The 26,077-nt window shown below is 69.9% G+C and carries 16 protein-coding genes and 1 pseudogene; 8 read left to right on the top strand and 9 right to left on the bottom strand.

The window, feature by feature from the left end; genetic code table 11:
- Positions 1-37: 37 nt before the first annotated feature.
- Positions 38-601 (bottom strand): NADPH-dependent FMN reductase, encoded by a 564-nt coding sequence (locus OHT51_RS04800; protein WP_328877616.1) that lies wholly within the window; start codon positions 599-601, stop codon positions 38-40.
- A gap of 99 nt (positions 602-700) precedes the next feature.
- Here OHT51_RS04800 and OHT51_RS04795 point away from each other — a divergent pair, with 99 nt between their 5' ends.
- From OHT51_RS04795 to OHT51_RS04780, 4 genes are read left to right on the top strand one after another with little or no spacing between them, the layout of a single operon-like run.
- Positions 701-1,375: a TetR/AcrR family transcriptional regulator gene (locus tag OHT51_RS04795; RefSeq protein WP_328877615.1), complete on the top strand. Its 675-nt coding sequence runs from the start codon at positions 701-703 to the stop codon at positions 1,373-1,375.
- Positions 1,376-1,433: 58 nt separating this feature from the next.
- On the top strand, positions 1,434-2,468 hold the full coding sequence (locus OHT51_RS04790; protein ID WP_328877614.1) for a LacI family DNA-binding transcriptional regulator: 1,035 nt from the start codon (positions 1,434-1,436) through the stop codon (positions 2,466-2,468).
- Positions 2,469-2,516: 48 nt separating this feature from the next.
- Positions 2,517-3,695, top strand: a complete 1,179-nt coding sequence (locus tag OHT51_RS04785) for a 4-hydroxybenzoate 3-monooxygenase (protein WP_328877613.1) — start codon at positions 2,517-2,519, stop codon at positions 3,693-3,695.
- A 31-nt stretch (positions 3,696-3,726) separates the two neighbouring features.
- Entirely contained in the window at positions 3,727-5,163 is a 1,437-nt protein-coding gene (locus tag OHT51_RS04780) for a benzaldehyde dehydrogenase (protein WP_328877612.1), read from the top strand.
- 9 nt (positions 5,164-5,172) lie between these two features.
- On the opposite strand, the pseudogene trxA reads toward OHT51_RS04780, so the two are convergent.
- Positions 5,173-5,565: pseudogene (gene trxA / locus OHT51_RS04775) on the bottom strand (thioredoxin); the annotation flags it as partial.
- A 114-nt stretch (positions 5,566-5,679) separates the two neighbouring features.
- On the opposite strand from trxA, the gene OHT51_RS04770 reads away from it, so the two are divergent.
- Entirely contained in the window at positions 5,680-7,113 is a 1,434-nt protein-coding gene (locus OHT51_RS04770) for a dihydrolipoyl dehydrogenase family protein (protein ID WP_328877611.1), read from the top strand.
- Between the two features lie 5 nt (positions 7,114-7,118).
- Here OHT51_RS04770 and OHT51_RS04765 read toward each other — a convergent pair whose 3' ends face one another.
- A complete protein-coding gene (locus OHT51_RS04765) occupies positions 7,119-7,766 on the bottom strand; it encodes a peptide deformylase (RefSeq protein WP_328877610.1) in 648 nt (215 codons plus the stop codon).
- 161 nt (positions 7,767-7,927) lie between these two features.
- Here OHT51_RS04765 and OHT51_RS04760 point away from each other — a divergent pair, with 161 nt between their 5' ends.
- Positions 7,928-9,325, top strand: coding sequence for a PepSY-associated TM helix domain-containing protein (locus OHT51_RS04760; RefSeq protein ID WP_328877609.1), 1,398 nt, complete (start codon positions 7,928-7,930; stop codon positions 9,323-9,325).
- A 101-nt stretch (positions 9,326-9,426) separates the two neighbouring features.
- On the opposite strand, the gene OHT51_RS04755 is transcribed toward OHT51_RS04760, so the two are convergent.
- From OHT51_RS04755 to OHT51_RS04745, 3 genes are all read right to left on the bottom strand, one after another.
- On the bottom strand, positions 9,427-9,774 hold the full coding sequence (locus tag OHT51_RS04755) for a tetratricopeptide repeat protein (protein ID WP_328877608.1): 348 nt from the start codon (positions 9,772-9,774) through the stop codon (positions 9,427-9,429).
- A 73-nt stretch (positions 9,775-9,847) separates the two neighbouring features.
- Positions 9,848-10,294: a MarR family transcriptional regulator gene (locus tag OHT51_RS04750; RefSeq protein WP_328877607.1), complete on the bottom strand. Its 447-nt coding sequence runs from the start codon at positions 10,292-10,294 to the stop codon at positions 9,848-9,850.
- Between the two features lie 2 nt (positions 10,295-10,296).
- Positions 10,297-10,782, bottom strand: a complete 486-nt coding sequence (locus tag OHT51_RS04745) for a MarR family winged helix-turn-helix transcriptional regulator (protein WP_328877606.1) — start codon at positions 10,780-10,782, stop codon at positions 10,297-10,299.
- A gap of 113 nt (positions 10,783-10,895) precedes the next feature.
- On the opposite strand from OHT51_RS04745, the gene OHT51_RS04740 reads away from it, so the two are divergent.
- Positions 10,896-11,861 carry a pirin family protein gene (locus OHT51_RS04740; RefSeq protein WP_328877605.1) on the top strand — a complete coding sequence of 322 codons (966 nt, stop codon included), beginning with the start codon at positions 10,896-10,898 and terminating at the stop codon, positions 11,859-11,861.
- A 157-nt stretch (positions 11,862-12,018) separates the two neighbouring features.
- On the opposite strand, the gene OHT51_RS04735 is transcribed toward OHT51_RS04740, so the two are convergent.
- The 3 genes from OHT51_RS04735 to OHT51_RS04725 are packed head-to-tail and all read right to left on the bottom strand — an operon-like array spanning position 12,019 to position 22,900.
- Positions 12,019-13,140, bottom strand: coding sequence for an alpha/beta fold hydrolase (locus OHT51_RS04735; protein WP_328877604.1), 1,122 nt, complete (start codon positions 13,138-13,140; stop codon positions 12,019-12,021).
- Positions 13,137-15,602 (bottom strand): thioester reductase domain-containing protein, encoded by a 2,466-nt coding sequence (locus tag OHT51_RS04730; protein WP_328877603.1) that lies wholly within the window; start codon positions 15,600-15,602, stop codon positions 13,137-13,139. Before OHT51_RS04730 ends, OHT51_RS04735 begins: the two co-directional genes overlap by 4 nt.
- A complete protein-coding gene (locus tag OHT51_RS04725; protein WP_328877602.1) occupies positions 15,599-22,900 on the bottom strand; it encodes an HAD-IIIC family phosphatase in 7,302 nt (2,433 codons plus the stop codon). The genes OHT51_RS04730 and OHT51_RS04725 overlap by 4 nt, the downstream gene beginning before the upstream one ends.
- A gap of 2,483 nt (positions 22,901-25,383) precedes the next feature.
- On the opposite strand from OHT51_RS04725, the gene OHT51_RS04720 reads away from it, so the two are divergent.
- A complete protein-coding gene (locus OHT51_RS04720; RefSeq protein ID WP_328877601.1) occupies positions 25,384-26,061 on the top strand; it encodes a 4'-phosphopantetheinyl transferase family protein in 678 nt (225 codons plus the stop codon).
- The last annotated feature ends 16 nt before the right edge of the window (positions 26,062-26,077 follow it).

Genomic DNA, 26,077 nt, shown 5'->3' with positions numbered 1-26,077 from the left:
TGGGCTCCGGCCCCTCCACGAGGACCTCGGGTCCGGGTCAGGCCGCGACGACCTCGCCCGCGTGCCCGTGGACGCGCGCGATGACCTCGGTCAGCTGCGCGGCGACCTCGGCGTCGTCGACCGGGTGGGTCTCGGCGAAGCGGGTCACGGAGCCGGGGATGGACAGCTTGACGTCCTCCAGCACCTTGCCGCCCGCGATGCCCACGGCCTTGCGGGTCTCGTCCTGCGCCCACACGCCGCCGTACTGGCCGAACGCGGTGCCGACCACGGCGACCGGCTTGCCGCCGAAGGCGCCGGAGCCGTACGGGCGGGACAGCCAGTCGATGGCGTTCTTCAGGACGGCCGGGATGGTGCCGTTGTACTCGGGAGAGAAGAGCAGGAACGCGTCCGCGGCCTGCGCGGCCTCACGCAGCTTGGCCGCGGTGGCGGGGACGGTGCCCTCGACGTCGATGTCCTCGTTGTAGAAGGGGATGTCGGCCAGGCCCTCGAAGAGCACGACCTCAGCGCCCTCGGGGGCGAGCTTGACGGCCGCCTCGGCGAGCTGACGGTTGTGCGAACCGGCGCGAAGGCTGCCGACGAGCGCGAGGATGCGAACAGACATGCGAACTCCAAGGATGCTGAAACACTGCCGTTACGATCCGGACCGGGGTCCGTTTAATTTCTAGCACCATAACCGGACCGCGGTCCAGTTTCATTCCCGATGCTTTACGCTGGCGTCATGTCCGCCGTACTGCCGCCGTTCCCGCAGTCTCAGGAGCCCGAGGGCAAGCCCCAGCTGCTGGAGGTCGGCTCCGCCCCCGACGAGCCCTGCCTGCGCGCCGACGCGGCCCGCAACCGCGCCCGGCTGCTGGAGGCCGCAACCGAGCTGATCGCGGAGCACGGGGCAGCCGGCGTCACCATGGAGGCGGTGGCCGCGGCGGCCGGCGTGGGCAAGGGGACGGTCTTCCGCCGCTTCGGCGACCGCACCGGCCTGCTGACGGCCCTGCTCGACCACTCCGCACGGAAGCTGCAGGCCGACTTCATCGGCGGGCCGCCGCCGCTGGGTCCGGGTGCCCCGCCGGTGGAGCGGCTGCGGGCGTTCGGTGTCGCGGTGCTGTACCGCGCGGCCGAGCAGCTGGACCTGCAACTGGCCGCGCAGCCGGAGCCGACCCGCCGCTTCGCCCACCCCTCGTACCGCGCGCTGCACACCCACGCCGCCATGCTGCTGCGGCAGATCACGCCGGAAGCCGACTGCGATCTCCTCGCCCAGACGCTCATGGCGTATCTCGACCCCGGCCTGATCCACCATCTGACCAAGCAGTGCGGTATGCCCATGGAGCGGCTGGAGAACGGCTGGTCCGACCTGGTCACCCGCATGACGCGCACCGAGTCGTGACCGGGCGGGGACCCTGACCCGACCGCTACGCACAGGTTCTGCAAAGATGCGGTACGTCATGGTGCAGATACCGAAAACGCCCGCGCCCGCACTGCCCGCACAGCGCTCGGTACCCACGAGCGCCGACGTGGCCCGCCTGGCCGGCGTCTCGCGCGCGACCGTCTCCTACGTCCTCAACAACACCAGCGCCGTCCGGATCAGCGAACCCACCCGCCGCCGCGTCCACGAGGCCGCGAAGGAACTCGGGTACGTCCCGCACGCGGCCGCCCGCAGCCTGCGCGCCGGGCACAGCCGCATGGTCCTGATGCCCGCCCCGAGCTTCCCCGTCGGCTCCCTGTACGGCCGGTTCCTCAGCGACCTCCAGCTGGCGCTCGGCCGTCTCGACTACACCGTCGTGCAGCACGGCAGCGTCGGCCTGCACGGCGACGAAGCCGCCCGCGCCTGGGCCGAGCTGCGCCCCGTCGCCGTCCTGTTCTCCGGCTCCGGCCTCGGCCCGAAGGGCGTGACGGTGCTCAAGCGCTCCGGCGCCCGGGCCGTGGTCTCGCTGGGCCCCGAGTCCGTCGAGGGTGCCCACGCCCTGCTGATGGACTACGAGGCCGTGGGATACCGCGCGGGCCGCCACCTCCACGACCGAGGCAGGCGCCGGGTGGGCGTCGTCGTCCCCGAGGAGGACGGCCTGGAGTCCTTCTCCGCGCCGCGTCTCGAAGGGGTACGCCGCGCCCTGCACGGCACGGACGCCACCGTGACCGAGCTGCCCCTCGCCTACGACGAGCAGTCCGCCGCGCGGCTCGCCCGCAGCTGGCGCGACCGGGGCCTCGACGCCGTGTTCGCCTACAACGACGAGTACGCGATGCTGCTGATGCGCGCCCTGCAGGACGAGGGGGTCCGCATCCCCGCCGACACGGCCGTCATCGGCGCCGACGACCTGATGCTCGGACGGCTGCTGCGGCCCAGGCTGAGCACGGTCCACATCGAACTGCCGTCCGGCCGCGACCTCGCGGAGCTGGTCGACCACGCGGTGCGCAACCCCGGCGCCGCACCGCAGACGCACAAGGTGCTGGGAGCGACGGTGGTGCACCGCGAGTCCAGCTGAGGCAGCCGGCGTCCGGCCGACGTACCGTCGAAGCCAGGGAGGCGTGGAATGCGCACGACGGTCGGCATCATCGGCGGCGGCCCCGCCGGGCTTCTCCTCGCCCGCCTGCTGCACCGCGCGGGCATCGACTGCGTGGTCCTGGAGAGCAGGACGCGCAGTCACGTCGAGCAGCGCCAGCGGGCCGGAATGCTGGAGCAGGGCACGGTCGACGCGCTGCACGAGGCCGGTGCCGCCGAGCGGCTGGAGGCGGAGGGCCTGGTGCACCAGGGCATCGAGCTGCGCTTCGACCGGGAACGTCACCACCTAGACTTCCCGGCTCTCACCGGCGGCCACACGGTCACGATCTACGCCCAGACCGAGATCGTGAAGGACCTCGTCGCGCTCCAACTCGCCGACGGCCCGCCGCTGTTGTTCGAGGCCGCGGCGCTCGCCGTCGAGCAGCCGGAGAGCGCCACGCCCGTCGTACGGTTCCGGCACGAGGGCCGCGAACAGACGCTGACCTGCGACTGGGTCGCCGGCTGCGACGGCTTCCACGGCATCTCCCGCGCCACCTTCCCGGCCGGGATCAGCAGCTCGTACGCGCACGACTATCCGTACTCCTGGCTCGGCATCATGGCCGAAGTGCCGCCGTCCGGCGACGAGTTGATCTACGCGCGGGGTGAACGCGGCTTCGCGCTGCACAGCATGCGCTCCTCGTCCGTCTCCCGGCTCTACCTCCAGGTCCCGGTCGGCGCCGATCCCGACGACTGGCCCGACGACCGCGTCTGGGACGAACTCGCCGCCCGCTTCGCGATCGACGCCGACTGGACCCTGAACCGCGGGCCCATCACCGCCAAGTCCGTGACGTCGATGCGCAGTTACGTCCACGAACCGATGCGCCACGGGCGGCTCCTGCTCGCCGGTGACGCCGCCCACATCGTCCCGCCGACGGGCGCCAAGGGACTCAACCTCGCCGTGTCGGACGTACGGGTCCTGGCCCGTGCCCTCATCGAGCTGCACCGCACAGGGGACACACAACTCCTGGACAGCTACTCCGAGTTGTGCCTCCGGCGGGTGTGGCAGGCGACCCGCTTCTCCGACGACATGACTAGGATGTTGCACGCTCAACCAGATGGGGACGCGTTCGACCACCGGATGCAGCTCGCACGTCTGCGCCGGATCACCGCATCCCGTCACGCCGCCGCCGAACTGGCGGCCAACTACTCGGGACTTCCGCTCCTCATGTGAGTCCCGCCGGTGATCGAACGGAGAGTCGCCCATGCCGTTGCTCGAGCCCAAGGCCTGGCAGTCCCGCCCCCTGTCGGGAGACGAGTACACCGTCACCGAGCCCGCCACCGGCGACACGCTCGGCACCGTCACCCTGGCCACCGCCGAGGACGTCGCCACGGCCGCCGAGGCCGCCCGTGCCGCCCAGACCCAGTGGGCCCGCGTCCCGCACTTCGTGCGCGCCGGGGTGCTGCGCAAGGCCGGTGACCTGTTCGCCGCGCACGCCGACGAGCTGCGCGAATGGCTGGTCCGCGAGTCCGGTTCGATACCCGGCAAGGCCGACTTCGAACTGCACGTGGCCGCCCAGGAGTGCTACGAGGCCGCCGCACTAGCCTCCCGCCCGGCCGGGCAGGTCCTGCCCAGCGAGGCTCCCCGCCTGTCGTACACGCGCCGGGTTCCCGCGGGCGTCGTCGGTGTGATCGCGCCGTTCAACGCCCCGCTGATCCTGTCCATCCGCTCCGTCGCCCCGGCCCTCGCGCTCGGCAACGCGGTCGTGCTGAAGCCGGACCCGCGCACGGCGGTCTGCGGCGGGCTCGCACTGGCCGCGGTCTTCGCGGAGGCCGGTCTGCCCGAGGGGCTGCTGCACATCCTGCCGGGCGGCGCGGAGACGGGCCAGGCGCTGGTCGCCGACCCGCGGGTGCCCGTCATCTCCTTCACGGGATCCACGGCCGCGGGCCGGGCCGTCGGCGAGGCCGCCGGGCGCCACCTCAAGCGCGTCCATCTGGAGCTGGGCGGTAACTCCGCCCTGATCGTGCTGGAGGACGCCGACCTCGACGCGGTGATCTCCACCGCCGCCTGGGGGTCCTTCTTCCACCAGGGCCAGATCTGCATGACGACCGGCCGCCACCTGGTCCACCAGTCGTTGTACGAGGAGTACGTCGAGCGGCTCGCCGCCAAGGCCGACGGCCTCGCCGTGGGTGACCCGCACCGCGCCGAGGTCCACCTCGGGCCGCTCATCGACTCGGGTCAGCTGGGGAAGGTGCACGGTCTGGTCGAGGCCAGTACGTCCCGCGGGGCCAAGCTCGCCGCGGGCGGCAGCCACGAGCAGCTGTTCTACCGGCCGACGGTGCTCGCGGGCGTCGACGACGCGACCCCCGCGTACACCGAGGAGGTCTTCGGACCCGTCGCGCCGGTGCGCCCCTTCACCACCGCCGACGAGGCCGCCGCCCTCGCCGCGGCGAGCTCCTACGGCCTCTCCCTGGGCATCGTCACCAGGGACACCGCCCGGGGCCTCGACCTCGCCGAGCGCATCCCGACCGGCATCGTGCACATCAACGACCAGACCGTGAACGACGAGGCCGTCGCCCCCTTCGGTGGAATAGCCGCCTCCGGCACCGGCGCCCGGTTCGGCGGCGAGGCCAACCTGGACGCGTTCACCGACGTGCGCTGGACGACGGTGCGTGGTGACGTGGCGGCGTACCCCTTCTAGAGCAGGGCGTCACTGGCCGTTCTGGTCGGCCTGCTCCTGCTGGGCGGCGACGGCCTTGTGGACCTCGTCCATGTCGAGCTTGCGGGCCTGCCCGATGACGTCCGCGAGGGCGTCCTCGGGCAGGGCACCCGGCTGCGCGAACACGGCGACACGGTCACGGACGATCATCAGCGTCGGGATCGACTGGATACCGAAGGCGGCGGCAAGCTCCGGCTGCGCCTCGGTGTCGACCTTGCCGAACACAAGGTCCGGGTTCTCCTCGGCGGCCTTCTCGTAAACGGGGGCGAACTGACGGCACGGCCCGCACCAGGACGCCCAGAAGTCGATCAGGACGAACTCGTTGTCCGTGACCGTCTCATCGAAGTTCTCCTTGGTGAGCTCCACGGTGCTGCTCATGGCGTTTTCCCTCTTCCTGGTGTCGGGGCGGTGCCGTCGGCGTCAACAGGACCGTACGGCCGCGTATTCCGCGCGCGTACCCGTGTGGCCACTCCGCACACCACCCGTAAGACTGACCACATGACGGAAACGGATTCCAACGTGTACGACGTCGTGGTGGTCGGAGCCGGACCGGTGGGGGAGAACGTGGCCGACCGCACCCGTGCGGCCGGTCTGAGTACCGCGGTGGTGGAGAGCGAGCTGGTCGGCGGGGAGTGCTCGTACTGGGCGTGCATGCCCAGCAAGACGCTGCTGCGGCCGGTCATCGCCCAGGCGGACGCCCGCCGTCTGCCCGGGCTCAGCCACTCGGTACAGGGCCCCCTGGACGCGGCTGCCGTCCTGGCCCGGCGCAACGAGTTCACCGGCAACTGGAACGACGACGGCCAGGTCCAATGGCTGAACGGCATCGGCGCCGACTTCCACCGCGGCCACGGCCGCCTCACCGGACCCCGCACGGTGGAGGTGACCGGGCCCGACGGCGCACGCCAGGTGCTGACCGCCCGGCACGCCGTCGCCCTGTGCACCGGCACCCGCGCCATGCTCCCGAACCTGCCCGGACTCGCCGAGGTCAAGCCGTGGACCAGCCGTGAGGCCACCAGCGCCCAGTCCGTGCCCGGCCGGCTGGTCGTGGTCGGCGGCGGAGTGGTCGCCACCGAGATGGCCACCGCCTACCAGGCCCTCGGCTCCGATGTCACGCTCCTGGTCCGCGGCAAGGGCCTGCTCAACCGCATGGAGCCCTTCGCCGGCGAGATGGTCGCCGAAGGGCTCTCCGAGGCCGGCGTCGACGTCCGCACCGGCACGTCGGTCGAGTCGGTGACCCGTGAGAACGGCACGGTCGTGGTCGTCACCGACAGCGGCGGCCGTATCGAGGCCGACGAGATCCTCTTCGCGACCGGACGGGCCCCGCGCACCGACGACCTCGGCCTGGACACCGTCGGCCTGACGCCGGGTTCCTGGCTGGAGGTCGACGACAGCCTGCGCATCACCGGCAGCGAGTGGCTGTACGCGGTGGGCGACATCAATCACCGTGCCCTTCTCACCCACCAGGGCAAGTACCAGGCCCGCATCGCGGGCGCCGCCATCGCCGCCCGCGCCTCCGGAGTCCCGATCCTGGAATCGGACCCGTGGGGCGCCCACGCCGCCACCGCCGACCACGCCGCCGTCCCCCAGGTCGTCTTCACCGACCCCGAGGCCGGGGCCGTGGGCCTCTCCCTGGCCGAAGCGGAACAGGCCGGTCACCGGGTCCGCGCCGTCGACTACGACCTCGCCTCGGTCGCGGGGGCGTCGGTGTACGCCGAGGGCTACAAGGGCCGCGCCCGCATGGTCGTCGACCTGGAGCGCGAGATCCTGCTCGGCGTCACGTTCGTCGGCCCGGGCGTCGGTGAGCTCATCCACTCGGCGACGATCGCGGTCGTCGGGCAGGTGCCGATCAGCCGCCTGTGGCACGCGGTTCCGTCGTATCCGACGATCAGTGAGGTGTGGCTACGGCTGTTGGAGTCGTACCGGGACAACTGACCTACTCAGTGGGGCAGTTCGAAGCCGAGGGCCCGCGCCGCCTCGCCCGGGGCCGGCTGGGCCCAGCGCTCGGCCATCGCCTGGTTCGAGGAGAGTGAACGCAACTCGGCCCGGTCCAGGTAGAGCACGCCGTCGAGGTGGTCCGTCTCGTGCTGCACGATACGGGCGGGCCACCCCGTGAACACCTCGTCGACCGCGTGCCCGTGCTCGTCCTCGCCGGTCAGCCGCACCTCGGCCGGCCGGGCCACGACCGCCTGATAGCCCGGCACGCTCAGGCAGCCCTCGAAGAACGCGGCACGGTCGCCCCTGACGGGTTCGTACGAGGGGTTCACCAGCACCCGGAACGGCTGCGGCACCCGCCCGCGCACCAGCCGCACGTCCTCCGGCACCGGCGCCGGGTCCTCGATCACCGCGATCCGCAGCCCCACGCCGACCTGCGGTGCCGCGAGGCCGACGCCCGGCGCCGCGTGCATGGTGGCCCGGAGCGCCTCGACGAAGCGGGACAGCAGCGCCGGGTCCAGTTGGCCGTCGAAGCGCTCGGTGGGACGCCGTAGCACCGGGTCGCCGGCCGCCACGATGGGCAACGGTCCCTCGGCGGCCAGGAGTTGCTCGACCCGCTCGGCCAAGGGGGCGCGCTCGTTCGGAAGTGCCATCGCGCCAGCATGCCACGGCACCCGCGCCGCTCACCGACTCCCTTGTGACGCACGCCACTTAATATGCCTGGAACTCGACGGCCCCTTCGTCCGACTACTGGACCACAACAGCACAGAAGGAAACGTCCCCACTCCCCGTCCCACCCCCGGAGAAGCCGCCGATGTCCACCGCTCCCGCCACCACCACGGAGGAGGCGACGCAGCCCGACGCCCCGGCGTCGCCCCGCAGATGGGCACCGCTGCGCCCGCTGATCCTGCGTCTGCACTTCTACGCCGGAGTCCTCGTCGCGCCGTTCCTGCTCGTCGCCGCGGCCACCGGCTTCCTGTACGCCGGAGCGTTCCAGGCCGAGAAGATCGTGTACGCCCACGAGATGTACGTCCCGGTCGGCGACGCGAAACTGCCGATATCCGAGCAGGTCGCCGCCGCGCGCAAGGCCCACCCCGAGGGCACGGTCTCCGCGATACGTCCCTCCCCGGCCGACGACGAGTCGACCAGGGTCATGCTGTCCGGCGTCAAGGGCGTCGACGCCGAGCACACGATGGCCGTGTTCGTCGACCCCTACACCGCCGAGGTGCGCGGCGCCCTCGAACAGTACGGCTCGACCGGCGCGCTGCCCCTGCGCACCTGGATCGACGAGTTCCACCGCGACCTGCACCTCGGTGAGACCGGCCGCTACTACAGCGAGCTCGCCGCCAGCTGGCTCTGGGTCATCGCGGCCGGCGGCCTGGTGCTGTGGTTCTCCCGCCGCCGCGCCCTGCGCAAGGTGCGGGGCACCAGCGGGCGCCGCCGCACGCTCGGCCTGCACGGCACCGTCGGCGTCTGGGCCGCGATCGGGTTCATCTTCCTCTCGGCGACCGGCCTCACCTGGTCGGCCTACGCCGGCGCCAACATCGATGAACTGCGCACCTCCCTCGGCCAGGCCACGCCGTCCATCTCGGCGACGGCCGGCGGCGAACACGGGGGCCACGGCAGCGCCGCCGCCACGGGCGGCAGCGGCGAGCACGGCGTCGGCCTCGACAAGGTCCTGGCGTCCGCCCGCGCCGAGGGCCTGAGCGATCCCGTGGAGATCGTGCCGCCCGCCGACGACTCGTCCGCGTACGTGGTACGGCAGGTGCAGCGCAGCTGGCCGACGAAGGGGGACTCGGTCGCCATCGACCCGGCCGGCGGCGAGGTCGTCGACGTGCTGAGGTTCGCCGAATACCCGGTGCTCGCCAAGCTGACCCGCTGGGGCATCGACCTGCACACCGGGGTCCTCTTCGGTCTGGTCAACCAGATAGCCCTGATGGCGCTCGCGCTCTCGTTGATCCTGCTGATCGTGTGGGGCTACCGCATGTGGTGGCAGCGCGGCCGCGGCTCCGCCTTCGGCCGGCCGATCCCGCGCGGCGCCTGGCAGCAGGTGCCCCCGCAGATCCTGGTCCCGCTGGTCGCGGTCGTCGCCGTGGTCGGCTACTTCGTGCCGCTGCTCGGCATCTCGCTGGCCGCGTTCGTCGTCGTGGACGTCGTCCTGGGCGAGGTGGCCCATCGGCGGGGGAAGCGCAAGCCCGCGGAAGTGAACTAGGCAGGCGGAAGCCGGCCGCAAGAGCCGACGGAGGAGGGGCCCGGTTCCGGGATGGAACCGGGCCCCTCGTGTCGACAGCGCCAGGAGCTGCTCGATACTGCTCAGAGCTGCTCGAAGTCACCCGCGAGCGCCGAGGCGAGGCGCAGATGCGGCTCCGCCTCGTCGTCCCGCCCCTGCCGTTGCAGGGTGCGGCCCAGCATCAGCCGGGCGTAGTGCTCCACCGGGTCGCGCTCGATGACGACCCGCAACTCGCTCTCCGCGCGCCGCAGTTGGGCCGAGTGGTAGTAGGAGCGCGCCAGCAGCAGCCGGGGTCCGGTCTGCTCCGGCACCTCCTCGACCAGCTTGCCCAGGACGCGGGCCGCGGCGGCGTAGTCCTTGGCGTCGAAGAACATCCGCGCACGCTCCCAGCGCTCGGCCGGTGTTCCGTGGTCGTAGTACGTCGTGTCCACTCGTGACCTCCTTCGAGGCTGTCAACGGAGCGCGGTGGTTCAAAATTCCACTACTTCATGCCGGGGCTCGGGGCTACCGCTTCATCGCGGCGAGCTCGGCGTTGGCCCGCTCGGTGATGAGGGTCAGCACTCGGCCGGCAGCCGCCAGGTCCTCCGTGGGGATGTCGGCGTAGACCCGGGCGGAGATCGGAGCGGTCTCGGCGGAGGTCCGCTCGTACAACTCCCGTCCGGCGTCCGTGATCCGCACCCGGGACGGCTCCTGCGGGGCCAGCAGCTGTGCGGCGATCAGCTCGTCGACCACGGAGTGGGCCTTCGCGGCGTCGATCTTCAGCGCGCCGACGACGCCGTCGACGAGGTGGTCGCGCTCGACCGGGCCGTCGGCGACGTTGACGAGCCGGAGGGTGACGGACTGCTGGAAGGTCGCGCCATGGCGGGCCAGCACGCGCTCGAGAAGCGCGCGGCTCGCGTAGTGGGCCAGAGCTATGACACGGGGGTCGAGCAGGGGAGTGGTGGTGGTCATGACTACTCCTTGTCGGACTCACTGTCTGGGGCAAGCGGGTCGAGCGGTGCGTCGAGCAGGACCGCGAGGTCACGGGTGAACTCCCGCGCCCGCGCGCTGTCCAGGCCGCCGAGAGGTGCCAGCAACTGCTGCAGGAGCCCGTGCACGACCTCGATCGCCTGCCGGGTCCGCTCCCGGCCCTGCTCGGTCAGCGCCAGCTGCACCGCGCGCGGGTCGCGGGGGTCCCGGGTGCGTTCGAGGAGGCCGGCGCTCTCCAGGGAGCGCGCCAGCTTGGAGACGTACAGCGGCTCCAGCCCGGTGTGGTCGGCCAGACGCCGCTGGCTCGGGCGCTCACCGTGGCGCTGCATGCCGTACAGCGAGGCCACCAGCGCGTACTGCGCGTGGGTGAGACCCAGCGGGGCCACGGCTCGGTCGACCGCGACCCGCCACTTCGTGGACAGGCGCCACACCAGGAAACCGGGCGTGGCCTTCTCGGAACCCTTGCTCATGACCAATACAATACATGGCTACTATGTACATGGCTACTATTTTCTCAACGGCATCCGGACAGCGCAGAGTGACGGACTGACGTGATGGCCCGGACAGGGCTAGTTTGGGCGCCATGAGCAATCTTGATCGCGAGGCGGTGCCCGCCATCTGCGGCGGCCGCGGTTTCGTCGTGGCAGAGCCCGTACGCGAACTCCTCAGCCCTCGCCGCGTCAAGCTCGGCGAATCCACCGAAGTCCGCCGCCTGCTGCCCAACCTGGGCCGGCGCATGGTCGGCGCCTGGTGCTTCGTCGATCACTACGGTCCCGACGACATCGCCGACGAGCCCGGCATGCAGGTGCCGCCGCACCCGCACATGGGTCTGCAGACGGTGAGTTGGCTGCACGAGGGCGAGGTGCTGCACCGGGACTCGACGGGCAGCCTCCAGACGATCCACCCGCGCGAGCTGGGCCTGATGACCTCCGGCCGGGCGATCAGCCACTCCGAGGAGAGCCCGAAGTCGCACGCCCGCCTCCTGCACGGCGCCCAGCTCTGGGTCGCCCTCCCGGACGGCCACCGGCACACCGACCCGCACTTCGAACACCACGCCGACCTGCCGGTCGTCACGGCGCCGGGCCTGCGGGCCACGCTGATCCTCGGCGGCCTCGACGGAGCGACCTCGCCCGGCACGACGTACACCCCGATCGTCGGCGCCGACCTCACGCTGTCGCGCGGCGCGGACGTACGCCTCCCCCTGGAGCCGGACTTCGAGTACGCCGTCCTTTCCATGTCCGGCGAGGCCCACGTGGACGGCGTGCCGGTACTCCCCGGCTCCATGCTCTACCTCGGCTGCGGCCGCACCGAACTCCCGCTGCGCGCCGAGTCGGACGCCGGCCTGATGCTCCTCGGCGGCGAGCCGTTCGAGGAGGAGCTGATCATGTTCTGGAACTGGATCGGGCGGACGCAGGAGGAGATCGAACAGGCCCGCGCCGACTGGATGACCGGCACCCGGTTCGGTGAGGTCAAGGGGTACGACGGGGGTCCGCTGCCTGCTCCCGAGTTGCCGCCGGTGGCGCTGAAGCCGCGGGGGAGGGTTCGCTGACCCGGCAATCGGGCGGACATGGGGGCACTCGCGCCGCAGAGCCCCGAGAGGTGCACGTCGCCGCCTCATGCGAGGCGACTCCATGCCTCCGTCCCGGGGTCACAGGAACAGGATCTGCTGTGACCCTTGTTCGCTCTTGCGCGCGACCGCTACCCGGTCATCCCCGGCCTGGGACCAATACGGCAGATCTCTCGTCGAGGAAATTGACGATGTGGCCGAACACGTCAAGGGCGGCACCGCGGCCGATGAAGGGGTCGACGTGACCGTAGCCCGGAATCTCGATGTAGCGGATGTCGAGGCCCGGGTGACGGCTGGACAGGATGTCGTAGCAAAGCTCGTTCGAATCGTGGAAGGTCTTGTTGTCACTGCCGGCGAGCAGTAGGACGGGGCAGTCGATGCGGTCGGCGCTGTCCAGGGCGTTCTCCGGCAGTTGGTCGTAGCCTTGTCCGGCCGTGTGCCAGGGCATCGCCGTGTGCGCCAGTTCCATGCGCCGCAGGTGCGGCCCTATCCAGGTGGGCGCGGAACCGAACAGTTCGGCAAGCCGCTTGTGGGTCGTCTCGTGCAGGTTCTCATGGACGTAGAGCGAAGCGCCCGTACCCCAGGCGGAGTTGTGCAGGATATGGCAGGTCGGGTCGTCGCAGTCGTCGGCCGAGAGGGAAGCCAGCGCGAACATCGGCGTGTAGCGCGAGCGGAAGCCCACCTTGGTGAAGTCGACCGGGAGGTGTGTCCAGCGGGAGCGACCCCACTCGCCGCCGAGGTGGCCGAGCAACCGGGACCTCGCGGAGTACTTCGGCGTCATGAACACCCCCTGTGCCACCACTCCGGCGAGGCCTGGCACCAAGCCGCCCGTCATACTCAGCGACAGTGACAGGGCTCCGAGACAGTGGGCGACCACGAACAGTTGGCGCGGGCCGATACGGTCGCGGATGTACGACACCGCATCCGGGATGTCGTAGAGCGCCACATCATCGAAGGTGTAACGGACGCGGCCCTCGTTGTGCGGCAAGCGGCAACTGCCCCGCCAGTCCAGCAGCCACGGTTCGTAGCCAGCGCCGAGCAGGACGTCCACGAGGTTGCGGGTCTCGGGGAGTACGAACATGTCAGCCGAAGCAGTGAGACCGTGCAGGAGCAGGACCGCGGGACGATCGGTGCCGTCTTGATCGGTGGGCGGGTTGGCGCTGAGTCGGCACAGGCCGAGTTCGGTGCCGTCGGATGCGTGGAACGGGATCTGCTCGACGGTGACGCGGTCCATCGGGGCATACAGCGGTCGTGGTGTCATCGAAGTTGCTTCCTGTCCTTTTCCCACTTCTTGAGCTTGGCCTGGTACCTGTCCTTGTCGAGGTCGATGGCGTCCGGGCGCAGGTCGAGCAGTTCGGCGCCGGCGCGCAGCGTGGGCTCCAGCAGCCCCTGGCCCAGCTGCGCGCTGAACCAGGCCAGCCAGGTCACCTTGGCGATCCGCTGCTCCCGCATCGACAGATTCGGATTGACCCGGATACCGTCAATCTGCTCTCGCTTGTAGGACTTTTTGGGCACTTTCATCGTTCCGGCCAGGCTCGCCGGTTCGCCCTCGCGGCCCGCGCGGATGGTGAGGGTGCGTGCCTGCTTCATGTAGTCGAAGCGGGCCCGGGCTGTCTTCCAACCCTCCAGCCACCAGGCGTTTCCGTCGGAATCGCGCAGGGCCAGGCGGTACCGCAGCAGGGGGTGGTCCAGGCCGTGGCGGTGCGGCACTCCCTCGTCGGGACGGACCCAGATCTCGCCGTCCTCCACGGTGAGTGGATCCGCGTGCAGCAAGGTACAGGAGACCTTGCCGCGTACGTCGATGGAGCGGTGCTGCACGAGTTGGTACATGCTGGCGATCGACAGGGTCAGCGCGAAGGTGCACCGGGTGTCGGGCTTGGCGTCGACCGGGCCCACCTTGCCGCGCATCGTCTCCCGGAACCACAGGTGCGGCGGGTCGTCACGACTGGGCAGGATCACCAGGCCGTCACGGGCCATCCGCTCGTAGCTCTTCAGCCGGGCCTGCGCGTCGTAGCGGGCAGGCGGTGGCAGTTTGTGCCGGGCAACGAACGCCTCAGTCCGCTCTCCTGTCGCCATCGGGGCCGTGACGCTCGCCTCGACGATCTTCTGGCCGGCGGGGTTGCGCAACACCCGTGCCATGAATTCCAGTTCGGGGACCGCATCGGTCTCACAGCGGGCCAGGAAATCCTTGAGCCAGACATCCCACGGCATCACGCGGACATTCAGCCCACCGAGTTCCTGATCGCGGACCATCTCGCTGAGAGTGTCCGGTCGTCCGGTGAGGTGGTAGTTCTGGCCCCAGCCGCTCGGCTCGCAGATCACGGCGGTGGCGATGCGGCTTACCCAGTCCACCGGGGCGGAGTTCGAATAGTTGATCTTGGGTGCGACGCGGTAACGGGAGATGGCGGAAAAGAGGCCCGTATTGATGTCGTGCGGGTTGTAGGCGCCGGTGCGGGTGTGGCCGACGATGCCGCCGGGGCGCAGAAATGTCGCCTTCAGGCCACGGTCGCGGGCTCGCCTGAGCGCTGCCTCCGCCGCCCACTTCGACTTGTCGTAGCCCGCCGTCAGCCGGTCCACATGTGCCACCGGATCGTCCTCGCCCATCGAGGCGATGCCGATCTCATTGAACACAGCGATCGACGAAATGTGGTGCAGCGGTTTGGGCCGTCCGGTCATCGCAAGTTCGGCGAGGGACAGCACGCCGAGGACATTGGTCCGGCGCAGCGACGGGTAGCCGCGCAGGAAGTCCACGGCCGCCGCCACGCTGACGACCGAGTCGAGTTCGTTTGCCAGCAGATCCCACTGCTCGTCCGTCAGGCCGAGTCGGGGCCGGCGCAGGTCGCCGGGGAGGACGGTGACCCGTCGTCGGACCTCGGTCGACCAGGGGAGGGAGAAACCGGCGAGGCTCTCGGCGAGGCGCCGTTCCGCGTCCGGCACGCTGTCCCCGCGCACCAGGCAGACGACATGTGCGTTGCTGTGCCGCAGCAGGTCGAGCAGCATGTGGCCGCCCAGGAAGCCGGTGGCACCGCTCAGCAGGACACGGCGGGGCGGGACCGGTTCCGGGTCGCCGCACCAGGGAAGCAGGTCCGCACGTGCGAGGTCGGCCATGAGGAGGGCGAGGTCCTCGGCATGGTCGTCGAGCACAGGGAGGGTCTCGTCCGGCGCGACGGGATCGGCCGGTATGAGGTCGGTGCCCGGAGATGCCGTCGTGGTGGCGCTCGGCGCGGAGGCCACCGGCAGCTCAAGGGCTCCGGTGGTCGCCGATGCCGCGGGCAGTGGGCGTGTCGTCGGACTGCCCAGCCAGCGTTGAGCGAGGCGCCGGGGCCTGGCGTCTGCGAAGACGTCGTCCAGGCTGAGTCTGACGTCGAGCTCCCGGTCGAGCACTGCGACGAGTCGAACGGCGTCCACCGAGGTGGCACCCGCGTCGAAGAGGTCGGTCTCTGTGTCGATCTCCTTGACGTCCAGCAGCGCGGCTGCCTTCGACACGATGGCCTTGGCAAGTTGTTCGAGGCCCCAGGACGGTGTGCCGTCGGCCGCGCCCTCAGCATCGTTCGCGCTGTCCACCGACTGCGGTTGCGGGGCCGACGGCTGTAAGCGCGCCAGCAAGCCGGCGATCGCGGCGGATCCTCGCGGACCGCTTTCGATCGATTCTCCCTCGTACTGCCGGTCCACCTCGTGGTTGCGGGCCGGTACGCCGTCACCTGTGTCAGGGATGGGTTTCATGCGGTTGCCTCCACGGTTTCGTCTGTTGTGGCGTCCCAGGAGCGGAAGTCTCGGAGCCGGCCCACGGGGACCAGTACCTCCAGGCCCGGTGCCTCCGGGTCTCCGCCGGACAAGGCGGCCACCAGCCGTCGTACGGGAATGTTGCGGGGGGTACGCTCGGCGATCATGCGTACGGTCGGGCAGCCCAACGCTTCGGCCCGGTCCGCCAGCCAGCCGAGAACGCGTTCCTCGGCACCGCGCCCGAGCACCCGGCAGCTCATCATCCAGCCCAGGACCTCGAGGGTCTCGCCGTCGGGACGGATCACGAGTACGGCGATCTGCCCGTAGTCGCCGAACCTGTCCCGCGCCCGCACGGTCCACACCTCGCCGTCCTGTTGCCGGCGCGTCAGCTCCGCCTCGTCCACCGTCTGCGGGCGGAGATTGAACTGGCTGGTGCGCCGGGCCAGTTGGACGGAACGCTCCATCGTGTCGTCGCAGAGAAGCTGAAAGTCCATTTCCAGGTTCAGCCGCTCCAGGAAGTCGGCGAAGGTGGTCCGGGAACGTGCTTCCTCGCGCACCTTGTCCTGCCGGTAGAAGTCCGCCCGCGCGGCGTCCTCCTGTGTCGCCGCGCGCGGGGCGATCGGCCAGAGCCTGGTCAGGAAGTCCGGCAGGCCTTCCCGCGGCGGGCAGGTCACGCAGAGCACCTCGGGCAGAGCCGCCCTCATCCTGGCGATCTCGGCCGGGGTGTCGTCGAGGAACATGAACGTGTCCAGGCCGAGCCCGAGTTCCTCCGCAACCGCCTTGAGGCGCAGGGGCTTCGGTGTCCAACCGGCGGAGATCACACTGAAGTGCTCAGCGCGGAGCAGACTGTCCGGCCGGTCGAGTACGGCACGTAGGGTGGCCTCGTCATTGTTGGAGACCAGCACCAGCAGAGCACCCGCGGCGCGCCACTGCAGCAGTCTGCGGGCCAGCTGGGCACGGCCTCCCATGAGGCCGACGTGCTCAGGCCCGTCCTCCCCTGCGATGCCGTCCCAGAGAGTCTCGTCTCCGTCGACCGCAATCACCTTCGGCGGAGTGCGGCGGGAGGCCCGCACCAGGTCGGCGAGGGCAAGTGCCACTGCGGCCTGGAACTCCGCCCGAAACGGCAGGTGCGCCAGCGCGTCCGTCTCGGCGTCGAACGGGTTGGCGAAATCATCGCCGCTGAAGCTCTTCGGCCCCAGCACCGCGATGCCGGCCTGATTCTGGAGCCGGGACCTCACCGCGTCCTCCCAGTCCCGGAGCCTCTCCTCGGCCGCGTGCGCGGGAAGGAATCCGACGATCACCGGCCGCCCCGTGCGTTCGGCCAACGAGCTCACGGCTGCCGGGTACTCCTCGCCCAGTTCGGCCAGCAACTCGTCGCTGATCTCGCCGTAACGCCCCAAGTCGGCGGCACGCAACAGCACAAGCGCTGCGGCGGTCGACGGATCGGAGAGAACGCCGGACGGGTCGTGCAGGGCTGCCAGAACCTGGTGATACGGACCTTCGGTGACGGTGAGTCCGGTGTCCTCGAGCGCGAGGCCGAGCAGCGTGGAGAGGTTGCCCAGAGCGAATGTGGCTGTCAGAGCGACGGATCGGGCTGCCGATGAGCGTGACGGACGTTCAGGCAACGGTTCCGGCGTGAGTGCCGTGTGAAGTCCCGGAAGAGCGCCCACGGTGCCCGTGCCCGCTTGGCCGAGCACCTCGGCGATCAGGTCGAGGAACTCCCGGCCGAACCGGGCGCAGCTGGAGCTGTCGAGGATGTCCAGGTTGTAGTCGAGTCGCATATGACCCAGATCCGGCGACACGCTGATCATCAGATCGAGGTCGGAGTGGCCGGTACCCGCGGGGAGCATCTCCAGTCCGGGCAGTTTCAGGCCGCGCGGTGGAAGGTAGTTGAAGTAGATCTCCACCAAGGGCGCGTTCTTGCGATACAGCCCCTCGGCCACCAGTGTGGACATGGTGTCCGAGAAGGAAATGCCCTTCTCGAGGTGCACGCCCAGACGGTTGTCCGTCCGGCGCAGCACCTCGACCACCGACTCGCCCGAGTTCGCCTCGGCGGGGAACGGTATCGGAACGCCGAAGAACCCGACCGCGTCCAGCGCTTCCGCGTGCATCCGGGTGTCCACCGGAACCGCCAGCACGAACCGGCTGCGCTCCCGCAGACGAGCGAGGAACATGGTCAGCGTGCCCAGCCAGAAGGCGGCAGGGGTGATCCCAAGCCGTCTTGCCTCGGTTGCGACTCGCTCCGAGAGCCCATCGGGAACCTCCACGAGCTCGGTGGCCGCACGGTACGACCGTGCCGCGGGGCGGGGCTTCGCGAGGGTCAGATCCAGTCTGCGGATCCCGGAGAACCACTCGCGCGGTTGTGCCGCCGAGGCCTCCCGGCCGTCTGTCTCCTGTCGTGCCGGCTGAGCCCGCATCAGACCGTCGATATCGTCCAAAGAGGGAGCGGACGACAGATGCTCACCCGTCAGTTCCGCGCCGATCTCAGCTGCCACCAGCGCGAGTGAGGACAGATCGGACACGGCGTGGTGCGCACCGTAGAGCAGTACCTGCCTCCCCGACGGGTACTCCAGCAGCTCGAACCGCCACAGCGGCGCAACGGCAAGCTCGAACGGTGGTTCCAGCAGCTCGCGCAGTCGCTGGTCCGGGTCCGTGTCCTCGTCGACGGGCGACCATCGCAGCAGTGCGCCGGGAAGGCTCTGCCCGACCTCCAGCTGGTGGCCGTGCTCAGGGTCCGCGACGATCGCGGTCCGCAACGCCGCGTGCCGGGCGGCGAGGTTGCCCAGTACGGCGGTCAGCCGTTCCCGGCCGACCCCAATGGTGAGCTGCACGGCGGAGCCGATGTTGTGGGTGACTCCCGGGGTGCCCAGCTGCTCCGAGCGCAACAGTCGTATGACGTCACGGGTCGCCGGGCATCGCACGGTTCCGTCGGCGCCCGGCACCATGAGCGGCTTGAAGCCTTCCCGGCGCGTGCCGCTCCCGGGCACGAGCGGTTCCCCGGCCTTCGCGCCGACGGGGCTGTCGAGGATCCGGTCCACGATGTCCATGACGCTCGACCCGTCGAGCAGCGCCGCCACCGGCAGCACCCGTCCGAAGTCAGCCTCCACCAGGACTTGGGCGCGCATGGCCGTCGCCGAGTCGATACCGAGGTTGGTGAGCGGGGTCGAGACGTTCAGCTGGTCGGCGTCGAAGCCCAGCAGTTCCGCCACATGGTGCCGTATCCGGTCCCTCACCCGCGTCCGGGTGCCGGCATCCCCGGTCAGGGGGACGGCCGGCGCCGTGAAGCCGCGAGGCGGGGTGGGCGGCCGGGTCTCGACGGCGGGCAGCCGGGGTGCGCGATCGAGCCAGTAGCTCCCCGGTTCGAACGCGGTCGGCGGGAGCGCTGCGATGCGGCGCGGCCCGGTGTGGAGGCGATGCCACGGTACCCGTACACCGCGCACCCACAGCTCGGCCAGTTGCTCCAGGCCATGGTCCTCGATGAGTCCGGCGACGAAGGAATGCCCCCGGGTGCCGGTCAGGACGGCGGTCAGCGGTCCGGTGTCCTCGTCGGCGTTGCCGCGATGCGTGGTCGCGCTGCCCGCCGAGGCGGCCGTGCCGTCGGCCAGGTGCTGTTCGAGGGCGTGCCCGAGCTGCTCCCGGTCGGCGGCTACCAGGGCGAGCCGCTCGGGCAGGTGCTCCCGGCAGAGCTGGGACGTGTAGGCGATGTCGGCCAGGCTCGCCGAGTCGTCGCCCTCGAGGAAGGCGTGCAGGCGGCATACCGCCACGCGCAGGCGCTCGGGAGTTCTGGCGGACACCAGGACGACCTGGGGCGAGGAGTCGGGGGCGCTCCGCTCGGCGTGGGCGGTCACCGGAGGTGCCTCGACGACGAGGCTGACGTGACTGCCGCCGGCCGCGACGGAGTTGACAAGGGCGCGGCGAGGCGCGGCGCCGCGGGGTGCCCAGTCCGTCAGCCGGTCGGCGAGCCGTAGCGACGAACCCTCCAGGTCCAGACGCGGATTGGGGGTGCCGGCGTCGACGAGTGGCGCGACCCGGCCGTGGCGCAGCTGGAGCACGACCTTGGTCAGCTGAGCGATGCCGGAGGCCGCCTCGGGGTGGCCGAGGTTGGACTTCACGGTGCCGACGTGGACGGTGTCGCGGACGTCGGCGAACACCTCGCGCAGGGCCCGCAGTTCGACCTCGTCGGAGAACGTGGTGCCGTTGGCGGCGGACTCGACGTAGCCGATGGAGCCGGGTTCGGCACCGGCCCGCTCCAGTGCCCGGCGCATGGTCGCGACCTGGGTGCGGTGGCTGGGTGTCATGAAGCCGTTGGAGCGGCCGCTGTGCAGGGAGGCGGTGCTCTTGATGACCGCGAGGACGGTGTCGCCGTCGCGCAGGGCGGCGTCCAGGGGCTTGAGCAGGACGGCGCCGACCGCTTCGGCGGGCAGGTATCCGTCGCCGTCGCGGAAGCTGCGCGCGCCCGGGTGGGTGCCGAGCAGCTGCATCTCCGAGAGCGCGACGTACTTGTCCTCGTGCACGGTCAGATTGACCCCGCCCGCGACGGCCAGCTCGCACTCGCCCCGCAGCAGGTCGGCGCAGGCCAGGTGCACAGCCATGGCGGACGAGGTGCACATGCTGTCCACGGCGAGGCTCGGGCCTTCGAGGCCGAAGAAGTGCGAGACACGGTTGGCGATGAGGTTGTACGAGGCCGAGGAGGTGAGCGCCGAGAGGACCGGGTCCTGCGCGGTGTCCGCCCGGTACATCTGATAAGCGGCTCCGACGTAGACCCCGACGCGCCGCCGGTAACGCCGCTCCACGACCTCTTGGGTGATGCCGCCCTGTTCCAGCAGGTGCCACACGGTCTCCAGGAACAGCCGCTGCTGCGGGTCCATCGCGGCGGCCTGGCGGGGGGAGATGCCGAAGTGCAGTGGGTCGAACCGGTCGATGCCGTCGAGGAACGCGCCCCACTGGGCCCGGCCGCCGGTGTCCCAGCGGTCGGCCGGCACTTCGGTCACGCAGTCCCGGCCCTCGCGCAGCGCCGACCAGAACTCCTCCAGGTCGTCGGCGTGCGGGTAGCGGCCGCTGATACCGATGATGGCGATGTCCTGGCTGCGGTGGTCCTGCCCGTGTCGGACCGGCGAGGGGGCCTTCGCGGCGCGCAGGCCCGCGGCGGCCTGGGGTGTCGCGGGGGCCGCGGGAGACGGGGGTTCGCCGACGAGGGTGCGCAGTTCCTGCGGGTGGTCGGCGGCGAGGTGGCGGGCGAGGCCGCGCACGGTCTGCACTTCGAACAGCAGGGTGCGTGAGAGTGGTCCGAAGGTGTCCTCGAGGGGCTGGACCATGGTCACGGCGAGCACCGAGTCCATGCCGTAGCGCTCCAGCGGGGTGTCCGGGTCGAGGCGCTCGGGACCGAGCTTGATGGCCGCCGCCAGCATCCGCCGCAAGTGGGCGACGGCGCGCTCTTCGAGCACTGGTACGGCGGTGTCGGCTGCGGAGAACACGGGGGTGAGGTCGGCAGGGGCGGGTGCGGCGGGAGTGGTCCCCTTGGCCGGAGCCGGCGCCGCGGATGCGCGCTCGGTCGGTGGGGCCGGCGCGTAGCCGTCCGTCAGCTCTGGCGGCAGGGCCTCACGGCGGCCCGCGACGGCAGAGGAGCCCCGCAGACGGCGTGTGGACAGACCGGTCAGCTCCACGCACACACGGCCGTGCTCGTCGGGGACGGTGACGTCTGACCGTGCCGCAGTGGTATCCATGGCGCCACTGCCATCGCCTTCGCCGGTGACCGTCCGGTGGAGCAGTGGATGGGGCTGTGCTGTCAGTATCTGCCGGTCGGCGCCGGGCGTGGTGCGGTGCTCGCCGAGGTGTTCCGCGAGGGCCCGCAGGGTGTGGTGCTCTCGGAAGGCGGCGAGCGGGACGGTCAGGCCAAAACGCGCGTTCACCCGGTCGGCCAGGCGTGCCAGGCCCCCCACGTCCATCCCGAACTCGGCCAACTCGGCGTCGGAGTTGAGATCGGCGACGGGGACACGAAGGAGCGCGGCCACCTCTTCGGTGAGGGCAGCGCGCAGGGCGGAGTGAGGATCGTCGCTCCGGGCGCTGGGCGATGGAAGGGCAGCGGCGTCCGGAGCCGGGGCGACCGGGTTCGGACGCAGATCGGATGGGACGGGAGCCGTGGGCGTGGTCACCGGGACATACGGGGGCGCCTGCGACTCCAGCCACGCCGCGAGCTCCGCGATCGTCCGATGCTCGAACATCACCGTCGGCGACAACTCCACCGACAGCCGCTCCTCCAAGGCCGACACCAACGACAACAGGTCGGCCGACGCCAACCCCAACTCGTAGTAACCAAGCCCTGCATCCACCTGATCCGCAGCCACCTCCAACCGAGCAGCCACCAACCCCCGCACCACCTCCACCAGGCCACCCCCAACCGAAGCAGCCATTACAGGCGCCGCAGGAGCCGGTTCCGGCAGGGTGGAGGCGTCGCCGCGGACGTCGAGGGAGGCAGCAGCGCGGACCCGCTTGGCCACGAACTGGCCCACCTCGGCGACCTTCGCGCCGGTGGTGTCGTAGAACTCCACGCTGAGTCGTATGAGTTCTTCGTCCCGGCGTACCGAGTCGGCGGGTACGCGGACGTAGCAGCGGCTCCCCAGCGGTCCGGTGGCGCGGAACCTCTCGAACATGAGCGGCAGGTAGAGGCCGGGCCCGTCGTTGTCGCCGTACAGCATGCCGATGGCGACGCCACCGCCGAGGAGGCCCGCCTCGAACAGGGCCGGGTGGAAGAGGAACGCGGGGTCGGTCCCCTGGTGTTCGGGGGCGAGTTCCACTTCGGCGATCCAGTCGCCGGCCCGGTGGTGGACCGCTCCGCCGATCTTCATCAGGCCGGAGTGGGCCAGGTCGTACTGGCGGCACCAGGTGTAGATCTCATCGAGCGTGGTGAGTCGGGCAGCCCCGTCGACGGGTAGCCGAAGCCGTTCGGTGAAAGCGGCTGGGGCACTGCGGTGCACGGTCGCGACGGCGTGAACCACGTCGAGGGTGTCCTCGGGGCGTCGGCTGCGGATCTCGACACGCCAGCCGCCGTCCGGTCTCGGGTGTCCCTCGACGGTGGTGAGGGCGCGCTTCGCGGGCCCGACGACGAGCGGGGCAAGGATCGTGAGGTTGCGTAACTCCACGTCCTGCACGGAGTGGCCATGCCGAGCAAGGACCTGTAAGACCAGGTCCACGTAACCGACTCCGGGCAGGAGGTTGCGTCCATGGACGACGTGCCCGTGCAGCAGCGGGTTGTCGGCGGTGACAGTGAAGGTCTCGCTGAACGTGGTCGATTCGGTCATCGGTGTCCGTCCCAGAAGGAGCATCAGGCATGCGGGTAGGCCCGTGTGGGCACAGCCGGTGGAAAACAGCCGGAGTTACGCAAAGGGAATTCAAATACCGGCACGCGGGTTGCGGTCCGGATAGGAACCGCTCCGCCGGCCGGAGTGCAGTTCGTTCTGTTCAGGACGACGGCGGTCAGGAAAGGCCGTCGCGGACCCGTCGCCGTTCGGTGATGCGAAGGACCGGGGCGCCGACGGCCACCGCAGCGGGTGCCGGAAATCACGCACGATCCCCGTCAGATCCAACGCGGATCCGCTCCGCGTCGAATGCCAGAAGGTGCGACCGAAGAATTTTCACGCGGACTCTGTGGTGTTGAACAACGTGGTCCGGAAAGGCTTGACCGTCGCGTGCTGGGTTGCCTGACCTGCACGTTCGTCGTGCGCTCGGTCAAGTCCAGGCGGCTCCCGGGAGTGGTTCTCCGCGATCCGCCGACGACTTCCGCTGCCCAATGACCCATCCCGGCGGCACGCCAATAAAGATCTCTCTTCGAGAGATCTCACCCAGGGTGGCCAGCATCAGGATTCAGAAGTCGAATGATGAGTGGACGATACGAACCAGAGTGGAAGTTCGCCACTCATGCAAACCCCGTTTGCCCTCGACCATCATGGTTGGATTCACCCCCCGAGAGTTTCGCAACCTTGATCGAATGGAAAGGGAGCTTAGGTCATCCGCTGCAGGGCGTCAACCATGATCCGCCATGCAGAACATTGCGGCTGCCAAATAGTTCATAGGGCTAGGTCGGGCAGTGTGCCGATGGTCGTGAATCACTCCGACCCGATCTCGTCGACTTATGCCCTGACGGGGCATGGGCGATGTGACCCATCGCCCCGTCGGGGACGGCGACTTCCGGTGGCTGACCGTCGTCAGGCGTCGTCATCATCGACTGCGCCTCTCTCCGAGTGATGGGTCGGTCGATCGCCGGCCGCATACGTACCGACCTGGTTGCCGACGCGCCGGCCACGGCCGCGCACATGTGGGACCACGTGGCCGGTTCCGTCTTCCGTGGTGATCGCGGAGCTCAGTACAGGTTCCGCCAACTCGTCCGTCTGCGCGCCGGGTTGTGCGCCACCCAGTCCATGGGTGCTCTCGGTGTCCATGGGTGCTCTCGGGGTGAGCGCGGGAAGCGCTGACGGTGAGAGTCCGGTTTCGGTCAAGGGCCCTGGTCGGTCAGGCCTGACGGCAGTGTGGACAAGTTCCGTTTCCTCTTTCCCCGCGTATGGATTGGCCGTTGCGCGGTGGGTTCGGGCCGAAGAATCGAGCTGCGCGATCCTCGGGAGGCGGTTGACGGTCGTGATCAGCCAACCTAAGCTCTCGATTCGAATGGGGGAGCGGGGTGAGGAAACCTCACACCGCATGGACTGGGGGGCGGCATAGCCGTGATTGTCCTTTTCGGGTTACTGGCTCTCGGCATCGGCAATCCAAGGTGGCGATCCCGGGCACGTCTTACCGGCAATACCACGATGAATCATTCCTTCCCGGGTGGGTCCGCTGCGGTTGACGTTCCCCGGGCACGGCAGGTTGTACCGGGCGCTGTGCGAAGTTGCGTCTGCCTCGCCTTCATCGACGAAACTCGGGCCGATATGCGGCCGCGCGGGCGCCGCCTGACCACGGCGCTATCTGTCTGAGCTCACTTCGCAACCGCACAAAGTAATCGAAACCGGGGGGAAGGCGCGTGCGCTCGCACATACGGGGCTGTGTCGAACTCGACCAGGAGTATTTAAGGGAAGACCTGGAACATCCTGCCGCGACGCCGACCGCGGCAGAGGGGTATGGCGAGTTAGGTAACGGCTTCTGGCAGAACATGCCGCTGTACCACGCGAGCGGCGGCAGTGACCACACCGAGGACAAAGAGCGCGCTCCGTACCTCAACAAGATCATCACCACGGTCTTCAACGTTGAGCGGCGCCAGATGGTCCGCACCGGGAACCTGAAGAACGCCGTCGTCATCCCGCACTGCGACTTCGCGGAACTCGACCCCGCGAACTCGATCGGATTTCCCGCACCTATTTATTGGTCGAGGACAGCACGTCGGCCCTCCACTCGGACGACGACACTGTCACCCAGATCCGGGCCGACGAGATCGGGCTCCTCGACCCGACTGCCGTCCAATCGGCCGTCGACTCCGCCGAGTTCAGCCGGCGGTCGCTCTGCCGGGACCTCGCCGTCGAGGACGCGTTCGACGAGAAGAAAGCCCTCGCGAACGCCCCCCGCCGCACCCGCAATCTCGGCCCTGACATGCACGAACGCACACCCTTCACCAAGGATCGGGAGACGGGCATCCGTCGCCGCACTGTCCGGCATCGTCGGGCGCGAGAACTTCCGAGGCGTGCTTCGTATGCTGCTCAGGGGGATCAGGGACTTCGCCATCGGCGCACGGGAACCCGGTGAGCGCTACTCGCCGGCCGCCGGGTAAGCGGCCGGAGAACGAGGCCACGGGGGAACAGTGATCGAGGAGATACTTCCCGTCGACGTGATGTCAGCGGAGGCATTCGACGACGACGCAGACATCCATCTCTTCGCCGAGGAACGCGCGGCCGTCGCCGATGCCGTACCCCGGCGCCGACAGGAATTCTCGACCGTGCGCCGGTGCGCTCGTGCCGCGCTCGGCGAACTGGGGATTCCCCCGGTTCCGCTGCCGCCCGGGAGATACCGGGCCCCGCAATGGCCGGTGGGAGTGGTCGGCAGTATGACGCACTGCTCCGGATACCGTGCGGCCGCGGTGGCGCGGGCCAGCCGGGTGCATTCCCTCGGCATCGACGCCGAGGAAAGCGCTCCGCTTCCCGGAGATCTGCTCGATCTGGTCGCCCTGCCGGCCGAACGAGACCTCGTGGAACGGCTTGGTGCACAAAACGACGCGGTGCCATGGGACCGATTACTGTTCAGTTGCAAGGAGGCGGTTTATAAGGTTTGGTTCCCCCTCGCCCAGCGGATGCTCGGGTTCGACGGGGCCCGGATCGACATCGATTCCTGTGGGTTCTTCTCCGCGCGGTTCCTGGTGCCCCCACCCCAGGCGGCCGGGAATCCGGTACCCCGGCTCAAAGGGCGCTGGATACACCGCGACGGGTTCATTCTGACAGCTATCGCTCTCCCCGTGTCCGTAAACGAATCCCCGTGTCCGTAAACGAATCCCCGTTTCA

Origin of the sequence: Streptomyces sp. NBC_00299 (genome assembly GCF_036173045.1) — a bacterium.
GTDB lineage: Bacteria > Actinomycetota > Actinomycetes > Streptomycetales > Streptomycetaceae > Streptomyces > Streptomyces machairae.
Note: the sequence above shows the minus strand (reverse complement) of the source record. Positions and strands in the feature narration are given on the sequence as shown.